This window comes from Sphingopyxis sp. Soil_C_28, from assembly GCF_057657055.1.
In genome coordinates, this window is sequence record NZ_JBDGJE010000003.1 from 89,768 (window position 1) to 108,222 (window position 18,455).

An 18,455-nucleotide genomic window follows, 5' to 3' on the forward strand; every position below is an offset into this window, starting at 1 on the left:
GGGCATGACAAAAACAATCGAAACGCCCGTCGCCGACCGGATCGCATCGTTCGACTGGGACGCGGTGTCGGCCGCGCTCGACCGCGACGGATGGGCGGTTCTTCCCGGCCTTCTTGCCCATGACGAATGCGAGGCTGTCGCCGCAATCTATGCGCTGGAAGGGCTGTTCCGCAGTCATGTGCATATGGCGCGGCACGGTTTCGGGCGCGGCGAATATCGCTATTTCGCCTATCCGTTGCCGCCGTTCGTCGCGACGTTGCGCGCACGGCTTTATGCGCGGCTCGCGTGCCAAGCGAACCGCTGGCACGAACGGATGGGGATGGCGGTACGCTTTCCCGCCGAACATGAGGCATTTCTGGCGCGATGCCATGATGCGGGGCAGCGGCGGCCGACGCCGTTGCTGCTGCAATATGGGCCCGGCGATTATAATTGCCTGCATCAGGATCTATATGGCGAGCATGTCTTTCCGTTGCAGGTTGCGGTGCTGCTGTCGGCGCCGGGTGAGAGTTTCAGCGGCGGCGAGTTCGTGCTGACCGAGCAGCGGCCGCGAATGCAGTCGCGCGCCGCCGTGGTGCCGCTGGCGAAGGGCGATGCGGTGGTGTTCGCGGTAAATGCGCGGCCGGTGAAGGGCGCGCGCGGCGATTATCGCGTCGCGATGCGCCATGGGGTCAGCGAAATCCGGTCGGGGCGGCGGCACACGCTGGGGGTGATCTTTCACGACGCGGCGTGAACGCGGGGTCAGCTCTCCAGCGAACGCATCAGATTGTCGCGCAATTTGGCGATCGATTGCTGGACCGCGACAAAATCGTCGCCGAGGCCGGTCGCGTCGAACAATTCATTGCCGATATCGTGGCGGCGCAGCTCGCTTCCCTTGGGGGTCAGCTTGATGCGCACCTGACGCTCGTCGGCTGGGTCGCGGCGGCGTTCGATAAAACCCGTCTGTTCGAGTTTCTTGAGAATCGGGGTGAGGGTGTTCGATTCGAGGAACATCTTGTCGCCGAGTTCGCCGACGGTCTGGTCGTCCTTTTCCCACAAGGCGACGAGCGCGACATATTGGGTATAGGTGAGCCCGAGCTTGTCGAGGATCGGCCGGTAGGCGCGGCCGAAGGCGAGGTTCGCCGAATAGACCGCGAAGCAGAGGAATTCGCCGAGCTTGCGCGGGTCGGCATCAGGGGCTGTCGGCTTGGTCATCTGGGGGTCCTTGGCGAATGTCCGATAAATCAAGCGCATACGATGAAATCGGAAGCGGGCTGTGTCAACCGGGCGGTGCTGTTGGGGGAGGGGGCGGCACCGCCCGGTCGAAACATCAGACGAGGTTGAGTTCGATGTCGATATTGCCTGCGACCGCTTTCGAATAGGGGCAGATCTTGTGCGCGGTGTCGACCAGCTCGCGCGCGATGTCGCGGTCGATGCCGGGGACCTCGATGTCGAGACGGGCGCGGAGGACGAAACCGCCATCGCGGCTCAGAACCTCGATCGTGGTATTGGCTTCGGGCGAGGCGGGCAGCTTGATCTTGCGCTGTCCGGCGGCGAGTTCGAGCGCCCCGATGAAGCAGGCCGACCATGCGGCGGCGAAGAGATTTTCGGCGGCGGGGTGCGGTTGGGGCAGCGCGAGGTCGAGGACGTCGTTGGTGCTGCGGGCGTAGCCGTCCGCGCCGCCTTTGACGTGGGTGGTGCCGGTGAAGATGATTTTGTCGGTCATGATGGTTCCTTTCGGGATGGTTTTGATCGTATCCGTTTAGATCGGATGCGATGCAAATAGGTGAGTCGCGACGAGGGGTCAAGCGTAGCCGATTAAATCGTATACGATATAATCATAAGCTATTGGAATCGCGCTGAGATAATTTGAGGGTCAACGGTGTTTCGGTCAATTATATTCGCTGGATGACCGGAAACGACCATTAATGGACGTCAATCGTCGCTGTCGCGCAGCGATGGGGAGGGGCAGCGCGAAGCGCTGACGGGAGGGGCAATGAAGCGACGTCGGGCCCCTCCATCACCGCTTTGCGGCGGTCTCCCTCCCCATGGCTGCGCCACAGGGAGGATATTTGACCATCGTCGCCCTCGACTTGATCCGGGATGACGTAAGCGTGGGGATGTCCGCCGCCGCAAAGCCGCGCGGCGACGAGCGGCCTATTTTGCCGCCGCACCTCCCGCGGGCCGCGTCCAGCCCTTTTTGTATTTCTCGAACCAGGCGAGGATCGCCGAGGCCTTCGCGGCCGATTGCGAAGGGCGCGCGGCGATGCCGCCGTGGCTGGCGCCGGGGACTTTGATCAGCGCGGTGGGGACGCCGCGGAGGCGGAGCGCGGAGTAATATTGTTCGGATTCGCTGACCGGGGTGCGGTAATCCTCGGCGCCGACGATGACGAGCGTCGGGGTTTCGACATTGCCGACGAGCGACAGCGGCGAGCGCGACCAGAAAAGTTCGGGCTTTTCCCACGGCTGCGCGCCGAGCCAATAGGGGCCGAACAGCGCCGAACCGTCGGCGGTCAGCGCCTGCGTCGTCCAGTTGATCACGGGCTTCTGCGTCACCGCCGCCTTGAAGCGGTTGGTCTTGCCGACGATCCAGCTGGTCAGCACGCCGCCGCCCGAACCGCCGGTGACGAAGAGCGCGTTCGGGTCGGCGACGCCGAGCTCGATCGCGCGGTCGACGATGCTGATGAGGTCGAAATAGTCATTGCCCGGATAGGTTTTGTCGATCTCGTTCGCGAAGGCCGCGCCATAGCTGGTCGACCCGCGCGGATTGGCCGAGAGCACGGCGTAGCCGCCCGCAGCGTAAAGCTGGTTGTCGGTCGAGAAATGGCCGCCATAGGCCGCGAAGGGCCCGCCATGGATTTCGAGGATCAGCGGCACGCGCTGACCGTCGCGGTAGCCGGGCGGGAGGGTCAGCCAGCCCTCGATCGTCTTGCCGTCGTGGCTGGAGGCGACGGTGATCTTGCGCACCTCGCCGAGCGACTTCACTTCGCGCAAGCTGCGGTTGAGGTCGGTGAGGATGCGCGCGGTGCCGCCGCGATTGATCTGAACCTCGGCGGGGCGCGTCGCGGTGCCGCCGGTGAAGGCGATCGCGCCGCCGTCGGACACGCTGAAGCTGCCGCCGGTATAGGGCCGGTCGAGCCCGCCACCCGACAGGCCGGTCGCGGCGGTGCGTACCGCGCCATCGAGGCCGATGCGCGCGACCTTGGTTTCGCCATGGTCGTCATATTGGGCGTAGACCGACTTGCCGTCGGCGGCCCATAGGATCGCATCGACGCCATAATCCCAATTGCCGGTGAGGCTGCGCTTGCCCGATCCGTCGCGGTTCATGACGTAGAGCTGCGTATTCTCGTACGCGCGCAATTTGTCGTCGAAGCCGAGGTAAGCGATCTTGCCGCCGTCGGGCGAGACGAGCGGGTTGGCGTCGGGGCCGTTGCGGTCGGTGAGCGCCGTAATGCCGCCGCCGGTGACGTCGAGCGCGTAGACTTCGCTTTCGACCGGGTCGGTTTCCCAGTCTGGTTTGCGGTTCGCACTGAAATAGAGTGTGCGGCCGTCGCGCGACCAGCTCAAAGGGCCGCCGTCATGATAGGGGCCGAAGGTCAGCTGGCGCGGCGATCCGCCGGTTGCGGGGACGAGGAAGATTTTTTCGAAGCCCGGCTCGACATAGCCCTGCCCGTCGGCGCGGTAGGTCAGGAGGTCGCGAACCTCGAGCGGCTCGGCCCATTTCGCGCCCTCGGGCTTGTTCTTCGGCGCCGAACCGAACGAGGGGCCGTCGTCCTTGACGAGCATCGTGTAGGCGATCGAGCGGCCGTCGGGCGACCAGGCGAGGCTCGACGGGCTGGTGGGAAGGCCGGTGAGGCGCACCGCTTCGCCGCTGTTCATCCAGCGCACCCAGAGCTGCGCGCTGCCGCCCTCGGTCGAGGCGAAGGCGAGGCGCTTGCCGTCGGGCGACCAGCGCGGCGAAAAGGCGCCGCCGCTGCGCCCCGCGACCGGGGTTTCCTCGCCCGTCGTGGTGTCGATCAGCCAGATCGAGCTGACTGCCCGGTCGGACATAATGTCGTTCGAACGGCGCACATAGGCGATGTGGCGGCCGTCGGGGCTGATCTGCGGATCGGAGGCGATCGAGAGGTCGAAGAGGTCGGCGCCGGTGAGGCGGCGTTCGGGACTGAGCCTTGCGCTGCCAGCGGCCGCGGCGGACATGGGCGCAGGCGCAGGGGTTTCCGTGGCGGCGGCGGGCGCCGGTTCTTGCTGGGCGAGGGTCGGCTGCGAGGAAAGCGCGAGGAGGCTCGCGCCGAGAAATGCGAGTTTGTGCATGAAAAGCAGCCCCTTGTTGGATTGTCCCGGTCTGCTCCGTACCCACTATCGGCCAGCCGCGCGCAAGGGGTCGCAAACTATCGCGACTTCTTCAACCCAAAATGCGGAGGCGATGCCGGTCTGTTCGTCGCACCTGCTTTGCGGGAGCGGTGGACATGCCGGCACGGGAGGCTAGGGTCCGGGCGCCGCGGACCGGCGGGCGGCGGAATCATCTGGTGAGGCTGACGATATGGATTTTTCGCGGTTGCAGGCGACAAGCAAGATCGGCGATGGCTGGGCCTATCCGCAGCCGCCCTTGCTCAACTTCGGCTGGCTTGAGGTCGATCGCGATCCTGCGCACCGGATTTACTGGGAGGAATATGGCAATCCGGCGGGCGAGCCGGTGATGTTCCTCCATGGCGGCCCCGGTGGTGCGTGCGCGCCCGCGATGGCGCGCTTTTTCGATCCCCAGCGCTATCGCGTCATCCTGTTCGACCAGCGCGGCTGCGGCAAGAGCGAGCCCAATGTCGCGTCGGCGGGGCCTGCGGTGGCGCTGAGCAAAAACACGACGGCCGACCTGATCGGCGACATCGAAAAATTGCGCCAGAAGCTGGAGATCAGCGGGCCGATGCATGTGTTCGGCGGCAGCTGGGGCAGCACGCTGGCGATGGCCTATGCGACCCAGCATCCGGCGCATGTCGCGAGCCTGATCCTGCGCGGGATCTTCCTCGGCGCGCCGGAGGACCTGCTGTATCTGTATCAGGGCAATGCCGCGACGTGGGAGCAGGACCCGTACGGGCTGACCGAACCCGGCGCCTATATGAAATATCCCGGCGAGTGGGCGGACCTGCTGTCGGTGCTGACGCCCGCCGAGCGCGGCGACGTGATGGCGTCGTACAAGGCGATCTTTGACATGGTGCCCGCGAACGAGGTCGAGAAGGCGCGCCAGCTGAAGGCGGCGCTGACCTGGTCGTTGTGGGAAGGCGTGATCTCGAACATGATCCCCGAGACCGCCGACACCGGAAAGTTCGGCGAGGCCGATTTCGCTTTATGCTTCGCGCAGATCGAGGCGCATTATTTCGCCAATGCGCTGTTCATTCCGGCGGGGCATTTCTTCGATAATATCGCAACGCTCGCGGCGATCCCGGTGCATATCGTCCATGGCCGGTTCGACGAGGTTTGCCCGCTGACGCAGGCCTCGCGACTGGTCGCTGCGCTGCGCGGCGCCGGCGCCGAGCCGGCCTCTTATGTGGTGACCAACGCCGGCCATAGCGCGATGGAGCGCGAGAATGCGCTGGCGCTGACGGCGATTATGGACGGGTTGGCGCCGCTGCGGACCTGATGGCCGACCTGGACGCCGCTGCCCGCGCCGGACGCGGGCAGCGGCGTTCGGCCATCGCCAATTAGCAGCGGCGGCCGCCGCGATCGATCTCGCGTCCGATCAGCGCGCCGGCGGCGCCGCCGATGATCGTGCCCGGCAGCCGGTCGCCGTAACGGTCGACCTCGCGGCCGAGCAGGGCGCCCGCGGCACCCCCGACGATCAGGCCCGTCGTTCCGCTGCCCCGTCGGCAATAATGGCGGCGGCCGCGATAATCGTTGCGCCGATAGTCGCGGCGGTAGTCACGGCGGTAATCGCGCCGATAGTCGCGATACCGGTCATTGTCGCGGTGGCCATAATAGGAATGGCGGTGGTGCCGGTCGCGCGCATCGGCTTCGGCGGGCAGCGCGGCAAGCGTGCTGGCGCCGATCAGCGCGGCCAGTGCCAGTTTCTTGAACAGGAACATCAGTCTTCTCCATATTGGTCCCTGTTATCAGATTAGAAACGCAAAGATTGAGCGCGGCTGAATTGTCGTCGACGCCGGACGGCAGGCGCATCGATTCGGCCAGCTTTCGGGGCGGCTTGTCGCGCGTTTTGTCGGCCTTGCGCCGCCGGGTGCGCGGCGCGGCGCCAGAACAGGGGCGCAGCGACGCCGCATCTGCGCCGCCGCTGTCGGCCATTTATCCGTGGCCGGGGGACGCCAATCGCGGTACCGCTGATCGCAACAACAAGCGAAGAAAGGGGTCCGGTGCGGCTATCACGACGGGAATTTTCATTGGCGCTGGCTACCAGCGTATTTGCGGCGCCGGCCGCCCGCGCTGCGGGCGCAGCGGGTAAGCGCGGCGCGAGCGACGCGGCGCTCACCGCCTTCCTCGATGCCGCGTTCGAAGCCGAATTGGCGCTCGATCCCGAACAGCTCACCAGCCTGGGGCGCAAGGAGCAGCAGGACCGGTTCACCGACCCCAGCGACGCCGCCGCAGCCGCGCGACTTCAATGGCGCCGCGCCAATGTCGCCGAATTGAAGACGCGCTTCGACCGTGCGGCGCTCGGCGAAGATGCGCGGGTGTCGTACGACATGTGGGTGCTCGAACTGGAACGCGCCGAGGCAACGACGAAATGGCGCGGCCATGGCTATATCTTCGACCGCAATGGCCCGCACACCGGCCTGCCCAATTTCCTGATCAACCAGCATCGCGTCGACACGCCCGCCGATATGGAGGCCTATATTGCGCGCGTGACCGCGCTTGGCCCGACGCTCGATATCTATCTGGACCGCGCGAAAGCGTCGGCCGCCAAGGGCATCCGCATGCCGGCCTTCGCCTATGACCAGTCGATCGAACTGATCGGGCGCCTGACGAGCGGCGCGCCGTTTGGCGATGGCGCCGACAATGCGCTGTACGCCGATGCAAAGACCAAGGCGGCGGGCCTTGTCACCGCGGGCAAGATCGACGCCGCGGCCGCCGATGCGGCCACCGCGCGGGTTGCCAAGGCGATGACCGGGTCGGTGAAGCCCGCCTATGACCGGCTGCTGGCGTGGCTCCAATCCGACCGCGCCGCCGCCGACGCCGCCCCGCGCGGAGCGGGGCAGCTTCCCGATGGCGCGGCTTATTATAATGCCATGCTGCGGTTGCAGACGACGACCGGCATGACCGCGGGCGAAATCCACGACCTTGGCCTGTCCGAGGTCGCCCGCATCCGCGCCGAGATGGAGACGCTCAAGGCGCAGATCGGCTTTGCGGGCAAGCTTGAGGATTTCTTCGTCTTCCTGCGCAGCGACGACCGTTTCTATGTCGCCAACGACGATGCGGGGCGCGCGGCGTATCTTGCGAAGGCCGAGGCCTATCTGGCGGGCATGCGCGCGCGGCTGCCCGAACAATTCGGCCGGCTGCCCAAGGCCGACCTGGTCGTCAAGCGCGTCGAATCTTTTCGCGAAGAGCCGGGCGGCGCGGCGCATTATTCGCCCGCGGCGCTCGACGGGTCGCGGCCGGGCATCTTTTACGTGCATCTCGCCGACACCCGCGCGACCCCGACTTACGAGATCGAAGGCACCGTCTATCACGAGGGCCATCCCGGCCATCATATGCAGATCGCGCTGGCGCAGGAGATGACAGGCACGCCTGAATTCCGGAAGAATTATTTCTACGGCGCCTATGGCGAGGGCTGGGCGCTCTATGTCGAGCGGCTGGCGAAGGAAATGGGCTTCTACACCGATCCCTATAGCGATTTCGGCCGGCTCGGGCGCGAGATCTGGCGCGCGATCCGTCTGGTGGTCGATACCGGCATCCATGCCAAGGGATGGAGCGAGGAACAGGCGCTGGCCTTTTACACCGCCAATTCGCCGCAGCCCACGGCCAAGATCCGCTCCGAAATCCGCCGCTATTTTGTCAGCCCGGGGCAGGCAACCTCGTACAAGGTCGGCATGCAGCGTATCCTCGCGCTGCGTGAAAAGGCCAGGGCGGCGCTGGGCGGGCGCTATGACCAGAAGATGTTCCACGAGATCGTGCTGGGGAGCGGGTCGGTGCCGCTGCCGGTGCTCGAGGCGCAGGTCGACCGCTGGATCGCCGCGCCGGCCTGACCGCGCGGCGGCGGGTGCCGTTTCTGCTCGTCCACATCCCGAAAATTCCCGCGCGTTCGGAGGTCTTCCGATTTCGCGTGCGCCGGCCGTTGACAATTTCCATTCAGGGAAGTTATGCTCGTATGTGAAAATATTCTCTAATCAGAAATATCGGGCCCGAAGGAAGAGGATCGCGTCATGATCTCCAATATGCGTTTGAGGCATGTCATCCTGTCCGCCGCGAGCTTGGCCCTGTTCTCCACGCCGGCCTTTGCGCAGACCGCTGCCGGGACGCCGGTTCAGGCGCCCGCAACGGCGGACGCACTCGCGGGGCTCGACGCCTATATCGAAGGCGCGCGGCAGGCGTGGCAGGTTCCGGGCCTGTCGATCGCCATCGTCAAGGATGACCGGATTATCTATTCGCGAGGGTTCGGGTTCCGCGAGGAAGGCCGACCCGGCAAGGTCGACGTCGACACGGTCTTCGCGATCGGATCGGCAACCAAGGCCTTTACCGCCGCGGCGCTCGGCATGCTGGTCGACGAAAAGAAGCTCGCGTGGGATGGCGCGGTGCACGATTATATGCCGTCGTTCGAGCTGCACGATCCCTATGTCACGCGCCATGTGACGGTGCGCGACCTGCTGTCGCATCGCACCGGCGTCGTCACCAACGGCAACCTCTGGTATGGATCGGGGTTCGACCGCGAAGAAATCATCCGGCGGCTGCGCTTCCAGACCGAGACGCTCGGTTTCCGCAACCAGTATCAGTATCAGAACGAGATGTTCATCGTCGCGGGCGAGGTGGTCTCTGCGGTCGCTGCGACCAGCTATGACCGGTTCATCGCCAGCCGGATCTTCGAACCGCTCGGCATGCGGCGTTCCAACACCAGCATTACCGGCCTTAAAGGACTGGCAAATGTCGCGATCCCGCATGTGCTGGTCGATGGCAAGGCGGTTCCGGTGGCATATCGCATGATCGACAATGTCGGCGGCGCCGGCGCGATCAATTCGAGCGCGCGCGATATGGCGCAATGGGTGCGCCTGCAGCTCGGCGGCGGGACATTCGAGGGCAAGCAGCTGATCGCTCCTGCAACGCTGAGCGAGATGCACACCGGCCAGATCGTCCCGCGCGGCGGCGGCAATGCGCTGTTCAAGTTCAGCGAATATGGGCTCGGCTGGGGTGTGCAGGAGTATCGCGGTGAAAAGATCATCGCGCATTCCGGCGCGATCGACGGGATGCAGAGCCTTGTCGCGATGATGCCCGAAAAGAAGCTGGGTCTGGTCGTGCTGACGAACGGCTTGCGGACCAGCCTGCCCGCCGCGGTCGAGCTGCGCGTGCTGGACGCGTTCCTGGGCGGCCCGATAACCGATCATAGCGCGGCCATGAAACAGAAAGACGACGATGCAGCGCGGATCGCCCGCGAAAAAGCCGCGGCAACCGCGCCCTCGGCGGCAACGGTTGCACCGGCGCGGCTGCCGCTCGACCGCTATGTCGGCACCTATTCGAGCGACCTGCTCGGCGATGTCGCGATCACGCTGGCCGATGGAAAGCTTGCGCTCGCGCGTCCGCAGGCGACAGCGGTGCTCGACCATGATCGCGCCGACATGTTCAAGGCGCGGTGGAACAGCCTGGCCCAGAACGCTATTTTCGGCGAGACTCCGGTGGGTTTCAGCTTTGCCCCCGATGGAAGGATTGCGACGCTGGACGTGGGTGGCGATATATTCACGCGCAAACAGGCGCTTCCCGATGGCCGCGGAGCGCCGACCGATCGATGACCAGACGATTACGCCCCCGTTTATAGCGATCCAGAACTTCCCGCCTAGTCGTCGGGAGACCAGCCGGTCTAACGCCACTTGTTGCCATACTCGATCCGGATCCGGACCCATGCGCCGACGAGGGACTGGCCACCGCGTCGCGGCGGCCGCACCTGAAAGGCCCACGCCGCGGCGAGCACGGCGCGATTGATCTGCGATCCGTTTGGATATTCGTCGAGGCCGACGCAATCCTCGACGCGGTAATCGGGCGCCGTGCGGCACGCGATCAACCCCCAGCCGGGCCCGCTGGCGGTCGACAAATAGCCGCGCAGCTCGTCGTCTCGCGGCTCGCGATACCATTTCGCCGCGTAGAGCGGTTCGCCATTGGGCGCCGTTCCCACCCGCTCCGAGTCGCCCGACGAGGCGGACGAGCCCCCTGTGTTGGGCGGCCCGTAAACGCGCCCGCCCGGCGGACGAAGGGCGGTTGGCGGACTCGCCGGCGCGGGGGTGGTCGGCGCCGCCTTCAATTCGGTCGGCGGCGGGGGCAATGGTTTGGCCGGTTCGGGCGGCGGAGGCTGCTTGGCAACGGGCTGCGGCGACACCGGCGGTTCCTTGGCCTGCTCGCGCTCCGTGCTGGGCGGTTCGGGCGTTTCTTCCGCGAACTGGTTGGCCTTGATGCTCACGACGCTGACGTGCTCCTCCCGAAATTCGGGTGGCTTTTCCGGGCCGAAAGACATCAGCATGAACAGAAGGAGCGCGGGGATCAAAACGGCCAGGCCGATGGCGAGCGTGCGCCGCCCCGCCCCGATGCTGAGCTGTTCGACGTTGGAAGTGGCTGGAACAGGGCTCAGCTGAAGCAATCTTTGGTGGCGGCGTCCGCCGTTCGGGGCGTGCCGGGGCGACGTGCGCGAGATAGTTGGGTGCCCGACCTTTGACAAGTGCGGGCGTCGTCTGACGAACGAAAGGGTGGACGGAGGCTCCCGTTAGCTCGGACCGGGGGTGCTTCGACATGGGCTAAAGATCAATGGATATGCCCGCGCCGCTATGCTTTAGTCGTCGGGCAATGGCCGACGATAAACCTCGCTACAAAAGCTATAATAGTCCCGCTGGCGGTTGGGGCGCGGCGGCGGCGACCGCGAAGGTGCTGCTCGAACAAAGCGTCGTCACCAAAGGATCGCGCGCGCTGTTGTCGATGAATCAGCCGGGCGGATTCAAATGCCCGAGCTGCGCCTTTCCCGACGCGGCGTGCACCAAGAAGCTCGAATTTTGCGAAAATGGCGCGAAGGCGCTCGCGCATGAGGCGACGAAGTTCCGCGTTACGCGCGAATTCTTCGCGCAGCACAGCGTGTCCGAGCTGATGGAACAGTCGGATTATTGGCTGGAGATGCAGGGCCGGCTGACCGAGCCGATGCGCTACGATGCTGCGACCGACCATTATGTGCCGGTGAGCTGGGACAATGCCTTCGCGCTGATCGGGCGGCACCTGCGCGCACTCGACAGCCCGGACAGGGCCGAATTCTATACCTCGGGGCGCACCGCGAACGAGACGGCCTTCCTCTATTCGATCTTCGTTCGCGAATTTGGCACGAACAATTTTCCCGACTGTTCGAACATGTGCCACGAACCGACGAGCCGCGGGCTGCCGCATTCGATCGGAATCGGCAAGGGCACGGTGATCCTTGACGATTTCGAGCATGCCGAGGCGATCTTCCTGATCGGTCACAATGCCGGCACCAACGCACCGCGGATGATGACGCCATTGGTAGAGGCGCGCAAACGCGGGGTGCCGATCGTCGCGGTCAACCCGATGCCCGAACGCGCGCTGATCAAATTTACCGAGCCGCAGGATATCGTCCAGATGGCGACCTTTGGCGCGACCGAGATCAGCAGCGAATTCGTCCATATCCGGATCGGCGGCGACCTCGCGCTGATCAAGGGCATGATGAAGGTGATGTTCGAGCGCGAGGCGGCGGGCGAAACCGTGCTCGATCACGCCTTCATCGCCGAACATACCGAAGGCTTCGCGGCGCTTCAGGCCGATATCGCGGCGCAGAACTGGCCCGAAATTGTCGCCGCGTCGGGCCTCGACGAGGCGCAGATCCGGCGCTGCGCCGAAATCTATATCCGATCGAACGCGACGATCATTTGCTACGGCATGGGCGTCACCCAGCATCAGCAGGGATCGCAGCTTGTCCAGCAGATCGCGAACCTGCTGCTGCTCAAGGGCAATTATGGCAAGCCGGGCGCGGGCATCTCGCCGATCCGCGGTCATTCGAACGTGCAAGGCGACCGCACCGTTGGCATCGACGAAAAACCGAGCCAGGCCTATCTCGACAAGGTTCGCGATGTCTTCGGGTTCGAACCGCCGCGCGAGCATGGTCATCATTCGGTCGAATCGGTCGAGGCGATGATGGCCGGTACGGCGAAGGTCTTCATCGGCCTCGGCGGCAATTTCGTCCGCGCCATTTCGGATACCGATCGCTCGTACGACGCGATGCGCAAGCTCGAGCTGACCGTCGGCATCGCGACCAAGCTCAACCGCGGGCATCTCGTCCACGGCCGCGACGCGCTGATCCTGCCCGTGATCGCGCGCTCCGAACGCATCGAGACCGCGGCGGGTGAACAGTTCGTCACGATCGAGGATTCAATGTCGAACGTCACCGCCTCGCGCGGCGTGCTCGAACCCGCGAGCGAGCATCTGCTGACCGAGACCGAGATCGTCTGTCGCATGGCGATGGCGACATTGCCCGACAGCAAGGTCGATTGGGCCAGCTATATCGACGACTACAGCCTGATCCGCGACAAGATCGCCGCAGTCTATCCCGCGATCTACAGCGATTTTTCGGAGCGGATCAAGGCGCCGATGGGCTTTCACCTCGACATCCCGCCGCGCCGCCGGGTGTGGGCGACCCCGAACGGCAAGGCCAATTTCCTGATCCTGCCCGGGCTCGCGGTCAATGCGCCGGTCGCCGATCCCGCCATGCTGCGGCTCGCCACCGTCCGCTCGCACGACCAGTTCAACACGACGATCTACAGCTATAATGATCGCTATCGCGGCGTGTATAACGACCGGATGATCCTGTTCATGAACGCCGACGATATCGCGGCGCGCGGGCTGGAGGCAGGTACCAAAATCGCGCTCGAGACGATCAGCGATGACGGCGTTCTCCGCCGCGTCGAGGGGCTGACGATCCTCGACTATCCGATGTCGCGCGGATCGGTCGCGGGCTATTACCCCGAGCTCAACCCGCTGCTCCCGCTCGCGCATTTCGACCGGACCAGCGGCTGCCCCGCGGCCAAGTCGATCCCGGTGCGCATCGTCGCCGCATGACACCGCACCGGCCTGCCGCCGTCGGTCACCGCATCGCCCCGGCGCGCTTCCTGACCTTTGCCGCGGCGCTGGTCGTCGCGGGCGGCGGCGCATCGGCGCTCGGTTGCGATCCGCGCACCGCGCTGCTGATCGGCTTCGATATCGCCGCCTTTCTCTTCCTCTGCTCGCTCGCGCCGCTTCTCAAAGCCGACCCCGAGCAGATGCGCCGCACCGCCGAAGCGAATGACGCCAACCGCGCCGGGCTGCTCGCGATTACCGTGCTGCTGTCGCTCGTCATCCTGTTCGCGATCGGGACATTGATCGCGAGCCCGGGCAAGCTCGATCGCTGTGACATCGTCCTGATCGTTGCGACGCTCGCGCTCGCGTGGCTGTTCGCGAACATGGTGTTCACGCTCCATTATGCGCATCTCTATTATCTGCAATCGCATGGCCGCGATCAGGGCGGGATCGAGGTGCCGGGGACCAAGGAGCCCGGATATTGGGACTTCCTCTATTTCGCCTTCACGCTCGGCATGACCTTCCAGACGTCGGACGTGACGATATCGGGCGCGCATATGCGGCGCGTCGTGCTGGGGCATTGCATGGCGGCGTTCGTCTTCAACATGGGCATATTGGCGTTCACCGTGAACGCCATCGGCGGGTCATGACCCCGTAAGGCGATCGAGGTCGTCGGGGCTGTTGACATTCGGCGGCACGAAGTCGCTCTGTACCGCGCGGGCACCGATCCGCCGCGCATAGGCCCGCACCGCGAGGTCGTCTGCGTCCTCCAGCATCGCCCTGAGTTCGCCGAGTGCCGACACCGGCCACAGCGCGATCACCGGCTGCGTTTCGAGGAAGGCGGGGGCGGGTTCGAGCAAGGCCCGGAGGTTCGCGGGCAAGCGGACGCAATCGACCGACGCGGTCAGCACGCGGTCGAAACCGGCCGCCCCCGCATGGATCAATGCCCCGGCGATCCCGCCGAGCGGTCCCATGTCGGGGCGCGGCCAGTCGGCGATGTCGTCCCGGCCAACGATGATCACCGCATCGCAATGCGGGCGCAGCGCCGACACCGCATGATCGAGCAAGGTCTGCCCGTCCAGCATCGCCAGCGCCTTGTCCGATCCGAACCGGCTCGACCGCCCGCCGGCAAGCACCGCGCCGAGCGTTCTCATGCGATCATTCCGTGCGGATCGCTGACGATCAGCGCCGAATCGGCCCGCGCCAGCGTCACCAGCGTCAGCCCAGCCTGCACCGCGCGTGTCGCGGCAAGGCTGGTCGGCGCCGAGATGGTGACGAGCATCGGGCAGCCCGCGCGCACGGTCTTTTCGACGAGTTCATAGCTGCACCGTGCCGACAGCAGAATGAAGCCGGTCGCCGCGTCGATACCCGCGCGCGCCAATGCCCCGACCAGCTTGTCGAGCGCATTGTGCCGGCCGACATCCTCGCGCGCGAGCCGGATCGTGCCATCGGGCGAACAAAAGGCCGCAGCGTGAACCGCCCCGGTCGCGCGGCCGAGCGGTTGATGGTCGTGCAGCGATGCCAGCGCCGCGGCAATGGCGGTGCGGTCCGTCCTGATCCGCGCGGTCACGGGCGGCAGCGGCCGCAGCACCTGCTCGATATTCTCGATCCCGCACAACCCGCAGCTGCTTTCGCTCACGCGCGTGCGTGCGCGTTCGAGCGCGATCGCGTTACGCTCGGGCGGCAACCAGATGCGCAGCGCCCAGCCGCCCTCGATCGGGTGCGCATCGACCCGCCCGATCTGATCGGCGGCGTCGACCAGCCCTTCGTTCAGCGCAAAGCCGACGGCATAGTCTTCGAGATCGGCGGGCGTCGCCATCATCACCGCGTAGCCGATGCCGCCGACCTCGACCGAAACCGGCGCCTCGATCGGCACGCTGCGGGTAAGGGCTTCGTCGCCGGGTTCGGCAAGGCCCAGCCGTTGGACCGGAAGGTCGATCATTGCGTCGTTCATGCCCGGATCGTAACGCATCGGCGCCGTCTTGTCTCAACCGCCACGGCCGAGCCGTTCGGCGAGAAAATCGACGAACACCCGCACCCGCGCCGGGGTGTTGGCGCCGCCCGCGAACACCGCATGGATCGCCTCGACGTCACCCGGATTATAATCCTCCAATATCGGTACGACCTGTCCGCTCGCGATCTCGTCGGCGATGCTGAACGCGCCGACGCGCGCGATGCCGACCCCGGCGGCGGCGAGCTGCCCCAGCGTCTCGCCATTGTTTGCCTCGATATTTCCCCGCACGGGCAGCGAATATTCGCGCGCGCCGTCGCGGAACGGCCAGGTCGGTTCGGCGCGGCGAAAGTTGAAGTTCAGGCAATTATGACCGTGCAGATCCTCGGGCACCTGCGGGGTGCCATGCTTCGCCAGATAGGCGGGTGCGGCGATGATGACGCGGCGGCTTTCGCCCAGCTTGCGTGCGGTGAGCGGGCTGTCGGCGAGCGGGCCGAAGCGGATCGCGACATCGGCCTGCCCCGCGGCGAGGTCGACCAGCCGGTCGGCCAGACTGATATCGACCAAGATATGCGGATGCAGGCGGACGAAATCGCCGAGCAGCGGCACGATGCTCAGTCGCCCGTGCGCCTGCGCCGCGCTGACGCGAAGCCGCCCGCGCGGCGCGCCCTGATCGGCGATCACCTGTTCGGCGTCGTCGAGATCGGCGAGGATGCGGCGTGCGGCGCGCAGATAGGCCTCGCCCTCGGCGGTCAGCGCCAGCGCGCGGGTCGAACGCAGCAGCAGGCGCACGCCCAGCCGCGCCTCGATCCGGTCGATCGTCCGGCTGACCGCCGACGGCGTCAGCCCCAGACAACGGCCCGCGGCCGAAAAACTGCCCTCGGCGACCGCGACGGTAAAGACCTCCATCGCGCGCGCGCGATCGCTGGTTTCATTGATCTTTGCGTTCATTTCAAAAATCCTTCGCTTCCAAGCCCGCTACTACGGCAGCCATTGCGCGTCCATCTATGCCTTCAATGCGCAACCGAAAGGGTGGATCATGGAATATCGTCAGCTGGGATCGTCGGGGCTTCGCGTTCCGGCGTTGAGTTTGGGAACCGGAACCTTCGGCGGGCGGGGGCCTCTGTTCAGCGCCTGGGGCACGAGCGATGCCGCCGAAGCGCGGCGGCTGATCGACATCAGCCTCGACGCCGGGGTCACCCTGTTCGACACCGCCGACGTCTATTCGAACGGCGCGTCGGAGGAGATTTTGGGCGAGGCGATCAAGGGGCGGCGCGGGGACGTGCTGATCTCGACCAAGACCGGGCTGCCGATGGGCGAGGGTCCGCAGGATTGGGGCGCCGCGCGCAGCCGCCTGATCCGCGCGGTCGAAGATTCGCTCCGCCGCCTCGGCACCGACCATATCGACCTGCTGCAACTGCACGCCTTCGACGCCTCGACCCCGGTCGATGAATTGATCGATACGCTCGCGGCGCTGATCGCGGCGGGTAAGCTGCGCTACGCGGGGGTTTCCAACTATCCCGGCTGGCAGTTGATGAAGGCGCAGGCCGCCGCCGACCGCCTCGGCAAGCCGCGCCTCGTCGCGCATCAGGTCTATTATTCGCTGATCGGCCGCGCTTATGAGGCCGACCTGATGCCGCTCGCCGCCGATCAGGGTATCGGCGCGCTGGTGTGGAGCCCGCTCGGCTGGGGCCGCCTCACCGGTAAGATCGGGCGCGACCGTCCGGTCCCCGCGGGCAGCCGCCTGCACGAAACCGAGCAGTTCGCGCCGCCGGTAACCGAGGAACTGCTCTACCGCGTCGTCGACGCGCTCGAAGCCGTCGCCGCCGAAACCGGCAAGACGGTGCCGCAGATTGCGATCAACTGGCTGCTCCAGCGACCGACCGTCTCGTCGGTGATCATCGGCGCGCGCAACGAGGAGCAGCTGCGACAGAATCTCGGTGCGGTCGGCTGGGCGCTGACCGGGGAGCAAGTGGCGGCGCTCGATGCCGCGAGCGACGTCCTGCCGCCCTATCCGCACACCCCCTATCGGCAGCAGGCGGGCTTCGCCCGGCTGAACCCGCCGCTCGTCTGATCGGAAGAACCGACATGAAAATCAACTTTCCCCTCCTCGCCCTCGCCACGGGTGCCTTTGGCATCGGCATCACCGAATTTGCCCCCATGGGCTTGCTGCCCGATATGGCCGAAGGGCTGGGGGTTTCGATCCCCGCCGCGGGCCTGCTTGTCTCGGCCTATGCGCTCGGCGTGCTGATCGGTGCGCCGCTGATGACGTTGACCACGGCAAAGATGAACCGGCGGACTTTGCTGATCGGCCTGATGGCGATCTTCACCCTTGGCAATTTTCTGTCGGCGATCGCGGGCGATTATTCGACGTTGATGGCCGCGCGCGTGATCACTTCGCTCAACCATGGTGCTTTCTTCGGCGTCGGGTCGGTCGTCGCGGCGAGCCTTGTTGCGCCCGAAAAACGCGCGAGCGCGGTGGCGGCGATGTTCATGGGGCTGACGCTCGCCAATGTGATCGGCGTGCCGCTTGCGCCATGGGTCGGCGAAACCTTCGGCTGGCGCACCGCGTTCGGCGCGATCGCGGTCTGGGGTCTGATCACGATGGCCGCGCTGCGTTTCGCGCTCCCCGATCTTCCGCGCGCCGAGGGTGGCAATATGTTCGCCGAACTTGGTGTGCTGAAACGGCGCGAGGTGCTCGTCGCGCTGGCGCTCACCGCGATCGGTTCGGCGGCGATGTTCACCGTCTTCACCTATATCGCGCCGATCCTGAAGGAAGCGACGGGGGCAGGGACGTTGTTCGTCACCGCGATGCTGGTGATCTACGGCCTCGGGCTGACCGCGGGCAACTGGTTAGGCGGCATCTTTGCCGACCGCTCGATCGACCGCACGTTGATCGTTTCGCTGACCGGGCTTGCCGCGATGCTGTTGCTGTTCGCGGTCACGATGTATTCGCCGATTGCGGCGGCGATCACGATCTTTCTGTGGGGCATCGCGACCTTCGCGATCGTCCCGCCGCTCCAGATGCGGGTGATGGAGGCGGCGTCGGATGCACCCAATCTGGCGTCGGCGGTCAATATCGGCGCGTTCAACCTCGGCAATGCCATCGGTGCGGCGGTCGGCGGCGGAGTCATCGGCCTCGGTCTCGGTTTCCCGGCGGTGTCGATCGCCGGCGCGGCGATGGCGGTTGCCGGTCTCGGGATCGTGCTTGCCTCGCGGACGCCGAAATCTCCGGCACTCGCCGAGGCCTGACGATTGCCATTTCGGCGGCGGGGTCTATGCAATC

The 18,455-nt window shown here is 65.8% G+C and carries 16 protein-coding genes; 8 read left to right on the plus strand and 8 right to left on the minus strand.

Annotation, left to right across the window (positions count from 1 at the left end):
* Nucleotides 1–4: 4 nt before the first annotated feature.
* The gene (locus AC3A43_RS13870; protein WP_487793143.1) at nucleotides 5–730 is read left to right on the plus strand and encodes a 2OG-Fe(II) oxygenase; all 726 of its coding nucleotides are present in this window, start codon (nucleotides 5–7) and stop codon (nucleotides 728–730) included.
* Between the two features lie 8 nt (nucleotides 731–738).
* On the opposite strand, the gene AC3A43_RS13875 is transcribed toward AC3A43_RS13870, so the two are convergent.
* The 3 genes from AC3A43_RS13875 to AC3A43_RS13885 all read right to left on the minus strand — a co-directional run bounded on the left by AC3A43_RS13875 (nucleotide 739) and on the right by AC3A43_RS13885 (nucleotide 4,287).
* Nucleotides 739–1,191, minus strand: coding sequence for a MarR family winged helix-turn-helix transcriptional regulator (locus AC3A43_RS13875; protein ID WP_487793144.1), 453 nt, complete (start codon nucleotides 1,189–1,191; stop codon nucleotides 739–741).
* A gap of 115 nt (nucleotides 1,192–1,306) precedes the next feature.
* Nucleotides 1,307–1,702 (minus strand): Ohr family peroxiredoxin, encoded by a 396-nt coding sequence (locus AC3A43_RS13880; RefSeq protein ID WP_487793145.1) that lies wholly within the window; start codon nucleotides 1,700–1,702, stop codon nucleotides 1,307–1,309.
* A 431-nt stretch (nucleotides 1,703–2,133) separates the two neighbouring features.
* Nucleotides 2,134–4,287: a prolyl oligopeptidase family serine peptidase gene (locus AC3A43_RS13885; RefSeq protein WP_487793146.1), complete on the minus strand. Its 2,154-nt coding sequence runs from the start codon at nucleotides 4,285–4,287 to the stop codon at nucleotides 2,134–2,136.
* A 229-nt stretch (nucleotides 4,288–4,516) separates the two neighbouring features.
* On the opposite strand from AC3A43_RS13885, the gene pip reads away from it, so the two are divergent.
* Nucleotides 4,517–5,608 (plus strand): prolyl aminopeptidase, encoded by a 1,092-nt coding sequence (pip, locus tag AC3A43_RS13890; protein WP_487793147.1) that lies wholly within the window; start codon nucleotides 4,517–4,519, stop codon nucleotides 5,606–5,608.
* Nucleotides 5,609–5,669: 61 nt separating this feature from the next.
* On the opposite strand, the gene AC3A43_RS13895 is transcribed toward pip, so the two are convergent.
* Nucleotides 5,670–6,050 (minus strand): glycine zipper 2TM domain-containing protein, encoded by a 381-nt coding sequence (locus tag AC3A43_RS13895; RefSeq protein WP_487793148.1) that lies wholly within the window; start codon nucleotides 6,048–6,050, stop codon nucleotides 5,670–5,672.
* A 309-nt stretch (nucleotides 6,051–6,359) separates the two neighbouring features.
* Between AC3A43_RS13895 and AC3A43_RS13900 the strand changes: the two genes are divergently transcribed.
* Both AC3A43_RS13900 and AC3A43_RS13905 read left to right on the plus strand, forming a co-directional pair.
* A complete protein-coding gene (locus AC3A43_RS13900; protein ID WP_487793149.1) occupies nucleotides 6,360–8,159 on the plus strand; it encodes a DUF885 domain-containing protein in 1,800 nt (599 codons plus the stop codon).
* Nucleotides 8,160–8,336: 177 nt separating this feature from the next.
* Complete coding sequence (locus AC3A43_RS13905) at nucleotides 8,337–9,911, plus strand: serine hydrolase (RefSeq protein WP_487793150.1); 1,575 nt, start codon at nucleotides 8,337–8,339, stop codon at nucleotides 9,909–9,911.
* A gap of 68 nt (nucleotides 9,912–9,979) precedes the next feature.
* Here AC3A43_RS13905 and AC3A43_RS13910 read toward each other — a convergent pair whose 3' ends face one another.
* Nucleotides 9,980–10,573 (minus strand): hypothetical protein, encoded by a 594-nt coding sequence (locus AC3A43_RS13910; protein WP_487793151.1) that lies wholly within the window; start codon nucleotides 10,571–10,573, stop codon nucleotides 9,980–9,982.
* 380 nt (nucleotides 10,574–10,953) lie between these two features.
* Here AC3A43_RS13910 and AC3A43_RS13915 point away from each other — a divergent pair, with 380 nt between their 5' ends.
* Entirely contained in the window at nucleotides 10,954–13,221 is a 2,268-nt protein-coding gene (locus AC3A43_RS13915; RefSeq protein WP_487793152.1) for an FdhF/YdeP family oxidoreductase, read from the plus strand.
* Nucleotides 13,218–13,868, plus strand: coding sequence for a DUF1345 domain-containing protein (locus AC3A43_RS13920; protein WP_487793153.1), 651 nt, complete (start codon nucleotides 13,218–13,220; stop codon nucleotides 13,866–13,868). The genes AC3A43_RS13915 and AC3A43_RS13920 overlap by 4 nt, the downstream gene beginning before the upstream one ends.
* Here AC3A43_RS13920 and mobA read toward each other — a convergent pair.
* The 3 genes from mobA to AC3A43_RS13935 are packed head-to-tail and all read right to left on the minus strand — an operon-like array spanning nucleotide 13,863 to nucleotide 16,120.
* Entirely contained in the window at nucleotides 13,863–14,372 is a 510-nt protein-coding gene (gene mobA / locus AC3A43_RS13925) for a molybdenum cofactor guanylyltransferase (RefSeq protein WP_487793154.1), read from the minus strand. The two genes, AC3A43_RS13920 and mobA, sit on opposite strands and share 6 nt — an antisense overlap.
* The gene (fdhD, locus tag AC3A43_RS13930; RefSeq protein WP_487793765.1) at nucleotides 14,369–15,172 is read right to left on the minus strand and encodes a formate dehydrogenase accessory sulfurtransferase FdhD; all 804 of its coding nucleotides are present in this window, start codon (nucleotides 15,170–15,172) and stop codon (nucleotides 14,369–14,371) included. The genes mobA and fdhD overlap by 4 nt, the downstream gene beginning before the upstream one ends.
* A 33-nt stretch (nucleotides 15,173–15,205) precedes the next feature.
* Nucleotides 15,206–16,120: a LysR family transcriptional regulator gene (locus AC3A43_RS13935; protein WP_487793155.1), complete on the minus strand. Its 915-nt coding sequence runs from the start codon at nucleotides 16,118–16,120 to the stop codon at nucleotides 15,206–15,208.
* 88 nt (nucleotides 16,121–16,208) lie between these two features.
* Here AC3A43_RS13935 and AC3A43_RS13940 point away from each other — a divergent pair, with 88 nt between their 5' ends.
* Both AC3A43_RS13940 and AC3A43_RS13945 read left to right on the plus strand, forming a co-directional pair.
* Nucleotides 16,209–17,243 carry an aldo/keto reductase gene (locus tag AC3A43_RS13940; RefSeq protein WP_487793156.1) on the plus strand — a complete coding sequence of 345 codons (1,035 nt, stop codon included), beginning with the start codon at nucleotides 16,209–16,211 and terminating at the stop codon, nucleotides 17,241–17,243.
* A gap of 14 nt (nucleotides 17,244–17,257) precedes the next feature.
* Nucleotides 17,258–18,421 carry an MFS transporter gene (locus AC3A43_RS13945; protein ID WP_487793157.1) on the plus strand — a complete coding sequence of 388 codons (1,164 nt, stop codon included), beginning with the start codon at nucleotides 17,258–17,260 and terminating at the stop codon, nucleotides 18,419–18,421.
* Nucleotides 18,422–18,455: the final 34 nt, after the last annotated feature.

Coding starts and splice junctions, on each gene's coding strand:
- AC3A43_RS13870 (WP_487793143.1), top strand. CDS start 5: ATGACAAAAACAATCGAAACGCCCGTCGCCGACCGGATCGCATCGTTC.
- AC3A43_RS13875 (WP_487793144.1), bottom strand. CDS start 1,191: ATGACCAAGCCGACAGCCCCTGATGCCGACCCGCGCAAGCTCGGCGAA.
- AC3A43_RS13880 (WP_487793145.1), bottom strand. CDS start 1,702: ATGACCGACAAAATCATCTTCACCGGCACCACCCACGTCAAAGGCGGC.
- AC3A43_RS13885 (WP_487793146.1), bottom strand. CDS start 4,287: ATGCACAAACTCGCATTTCTCGGCGCGAGCCTCCTCGCGCTTTCCTCG.
- pip (WP_487793147.1), top strand. CDS start 4,517: ATGGATTTTTCGCGGTTGCAGGCGACAAGCAAGATCGGCGATGGCTGG.
- AC3A43_RS13895 (WP_487793148.1), bottom strand. CDS start 6,050: ATGTTCCTGTTCAAGAAACTGGCACTGGCCGCGCTGATCGGCGCCAGC.
- AC3A43_RS13905 (WP_487793150.1), top strand. CDS start 8,337: ATGATCTCCAATATGCGTTTGAGGCATGTCATCCTGTCCGCCGCGAGC.
- AC3A43_RS13915 (WP_487793152.1), top strand. CDS start 10,954: ATGGCCGACGATAAACCTCGCTACAAAAGCTATAATAGTCCCGCTGGC.
- AC3A43_RS13920 (WP_487793153.1), top strand. CDS start 13,218: ATGACACCGCACCGGCCTGCCGCCGTCGGTCACCGCATCGCCCCGGCG.
- mobA (WP_487793154.1), bottom strand. CDS start 14,372: ATGAGAACGCTCGGCGCGGTGCTTGCCGGCGGGCGGTCGAGCCGGTTC.
- fdhD (WP_487793765.1), bottom strand. CDS start 15,172: ATGAACGACGCAATGATCGACCTTCCGGTCCAACGGCTGGGCCTTGCC.
- AC3A43_RS13935 (WP_487793155.1), bottom strand. CDS start 16,120: ATGAACGCAAAGATCAATGAAACCAGCGATCGCGCGCGCGCGATGGAG.
- AC3A43_RS13940 (WP_487793156.1), top strand. CDS start 16,209: ATGGAATATCGTCAGCTGGGATCGTCGGGGCTTCGCGTTCCGGCGTTG.
- AC3A43_RS13945 (WP_487793157.1), top strand. CDS start 17,258: ATGAAAATCAACTTTCCCCTCCTCGCCCTCGCCACGGGTGCCTTTGGC.